Here is a 3106-nt window from a genome sequence, read left to right as displayed (position 1 = left end):
GCATGAACGAACTACAAGACTTGATCGACAACAACGAACGTTGGGCTGCCGCCATCAAGGAAGAAGACCCCGAGTTCTTTGCCAAGCTGGCGCGCCAGCAGACGCCGGAATTTTTATGGATCGGTTGTTCAGACGCACGTGTCCCCGCCAATGAAATCGTCGGCATGCTGCCGGGCGATCTGTTCGTGCACCGCAACGTGGCGAACGTGGTGCTGCACACCGACCTCAACTGCCTGTCGGTGATTCAGTACGCAGTTGATGTACTCAAGGTCAAACACATCCTCGTCACCGGTCACTACGGGTGCGGCGGGGTGCGGGCGTCCATGCAGGATCGCCAGTTCGGCTTGATCGACGGCTGGCTGCGCACGATTCGCGACCTGTACTACGAAAACCGCGAGCTACTGGCCAAGCTGCCGACCGAAGAAGAGCAAGTCGACCGGTTGTGCGAACTGAACGTGATTCAGCAGGTTGCCAACGTGGGCCACACCAGCATTGTTCAAAACGCCTGGCACCGCGGGCAGAAGTTGTCCGTCCACGGCTGCATTTATGGCATCAAGGACGGGCGATGGAAGAGCCTGAACGCGACCATCAGCGGCCCGGAGCAATTGCCGCCTCAGTATCGGTTGCGTCCGCAGGGCGAGTGATCCGGTAGGGCAGGCGTCCATCAAGGTGTAGGAGTGAGCTTGCTCGCGATAGCGTTAGTCCAGTCACATCCGTGTGAGCTGAAGACATCGCGAGCACGCTCACGCCTACAGGACCGGTGGGTTACAGCTGGACTTTCTGCATCTCCGGCAGCGGTTTTTGCAACTGCTTGATCTGACGCGACACCTCGCCCGTCCGGCATTTCGCTGCTGCCTGATCAGGGCTCAGTTTGCGCACGGTGGTGAAGAACAACTTGCAGGTCTCAGCCTTGTTGGTCACCTGCCAGTTCGCGGTGCATTGTTTCAACAGAGCGGCCGGATCATTTGTCGGCTTCTGGCCCATGCCGGCCTGCCAGCACGCCGCGCTCAGGTCCTGCCCCATGACCTTCAAGCCGGCTTCATCCGCCTTGGCTTCGTCCCCGCCGTAATTGCTTTTGTCCGCCGCGTTCCAGATATAGCTCGGGTGATTGGAGCCCAGCACCGCGACGTTTTGCCCGTTCGCCGGGCTGATGTTCGCCAGGCCCAGCACCGGAACGGTGACGTTGTATTGCTGCTTGAGCCAGGCCCGCACCGGGGCCCCGAAGGCGACCATCGGCAGCGACGCACCCGCCGCGCTTTGCGTCAGCTGCTTGACCATGTTGGTCTGGTAATCAGTGAAGTAGCTGTAGACGTTTTCGAGGTCCTTACCAGCGTTGGACGGCGCAGCAATGGGCGCGATGTCGATGATGGTCTGGTAAGCGGGCGTCTGCTCCGTCGCAATGCCGTTGTTGGTGAGCAGCGCGGCCCAGCGATCCGTGGTGGCCGAAAAGAGATAGTCCTGAGCCTGCGTCAGCGAGTAGTCCGGCGGAAAGTGCAGCAACTCGACGCTTTTGCGGTTTTCCAGCGCCATGCCCAGCGGCAGGAACAGATACCAGTTGTAGGCGAATTTATTGTCGGCGTTCAGCTTGCTCGCCCCCGCATAAGCCAGATCGCCTGCGTCGAGCAGGGCGGAGAGTGGTTTGTCGTAGCCGTCCGGCACGCCAGTGATGTCGGCGTAAATCACATCGTTGTCGTTATGGACGGCAACCTTGGCAGCGCCATAGCCGTCACGCTGCACACTTTGCGTGAGGTAGTGCTCGACAGTTTGCTCCAGCGTCCAGTTTCGGAAGCAGATGACGTTGCAGTTATTTGGGTAGGCGAACAGGCGAGTGACGCGTTCCTTGCTGCCCAGTTTGACGTTGACGTCTGCCTGCGCGGTGAGGCTTAGCGTCAATGCGGTGAGGGCGATGCTCAATGCAGCTGTTTTTTTCATGCTCATGTCCTTGTTGGCGTAGACACCCATCTGCGTGGGTGGTGTTTCGATAATGAAACACTTAGGCAGGGCTGGGAATGGGCGGCGATGGACGCGATGAAAAGTTTTTAAAGAAGGACGCTTATCGGCGTGAAAGAAAGCGCAGGCCTGAGGCGCGAGCGGACTGGCAGGCGCCTTTCCGGATTGGGCGAGCGGCTTACAAGACGAACCGCTGAACCATGGTGTTCAGGTCAGTCGCCAGCATTGAAAGCGCATTGCTCGCCACGGTGGTTTGCTGAGCGCCCGATGCCGATTGCGTCGACAGCTCGCGGATGCTGCTCAGGTTGCGATCCACCTCGTTCGCCACCTGCGCCTGTTGCTCGGCAGCGCTTGCGATCATCATGTTGCGGTCGCTGATGGTCGAGGTTGAGCTGATGATGACGGTCAGCGCGTGACCGGTGGCAGCGGCCTGCTCCAGCGTGAGGTTCGCCTGCGCAGCGGTGACGCGTAACGTTTGCGCTGTGTCCTGAGTGCTCTTTTGCACATCGTTGATCAGGGTTTCGATTTCGGCTGTCGACGCGCTGGTGCGTTGGGCCAGGGAGCGGACTTCATCGGCCACCACGGCGAATCCACGGCCTGCGTCGCCGGCTCGTGCTGCCTCGATGGCCGCATTTAGCGCGAGCAGGTTGGTCTGATTGGCAATGGCGCGGATCACTTCGAGAATCTTGCTGATGCTCAACGTGCGCTCGGCCAGACCGTCGGCCTCATGAGATGAATCCAGAACGTTGTCGGTCAGCGCCTTGATCGAATCAATCGTTCCGGTGAGGCGCAGGCGCCCTTCGGCGGCGGCTTCGTTGGACGCTCTCGACTCACTCGACGTACTGCTGGCATTGTCGGCCACTTCCCCGGCCGCCTGGCTCATCTGGTTCACCGCAACCGCCGCCTGCTCAATTTCAGTGTTCTGCAGCTGCAGGTTTCTGGCGCTCGTTTCGGCAATCGCGCCCATCTCCTGGACCGACTGGCTCAACTGGCCGGCCGCCGCATAGATCTGATCCATCGTCCCGTGCAGGTTGGCGCGCATTACGCCCAAGGTCTTCAGTAGCTCAGCCATTTCGTCCTTTCCTTCCGGAATTGGCTGAGGGCTCAAGTCTCCTTGGGCGATGGTGCTGGCTATGTGCAGTGACTGACGCAGGGG

Annotated in this window: 3 protein-coding genes; 1 reads left to right on the top strand and 2 read right to left on the bottom strand. The window is 60.0% G+C overall.

The genetic code is table 11. The annotated features are described in order from the left end of the window. Positions 1–2 precede the first annotated feature (2 nt). Positions 3–644, top strand: coding sequence for a carbonate dehydratase (can, locus tag VF672_RS21620; protein WP_065991764.1), 642 nt, complete (start codon positions 3–5; stop codon positions 642–644). A 121-nt stretch (positions 645–765) separates the two neighbouring features. On the opposite strand, the gene VF672_RS21615 is transcribed toward can, so the two are convergent. After that, positions 766–1932, bottom strand: a complete 1167-nt coding sequence (locus VF672_RS21615) for a hypothetical protein (RefSeq protein WP_331106698.1) — start codon at positions 1930–1932, stop codon at positions 766–768. A gap of 196 nt (positions 1933–2128) precedes the next feature. Next, positions 2129–3106, bottom strand: a 978-nt coding sequence (locus tag VF672_RS21610; protein ID WP_331106696.1) for a HAMP domain-containing methyl-accepting chemotaxis protein, incomplete at its 5' end; no start/stop codon positions are given.

The sequence above is a fragment of the Pseudomonas sp. genome (genome assembly GCF_036387035.1).
In the GTDB taxonomy this organism is placed as follows: domain Bacteria; phylum Pseudomonadota; class Gammaproteobacteria; order Pseudomonadales; family Pseudomonadaceae; genus Aquipseudomonas.
This window is presented reverse-complemented; position numbering and strand designations above follow the sequence as displayed.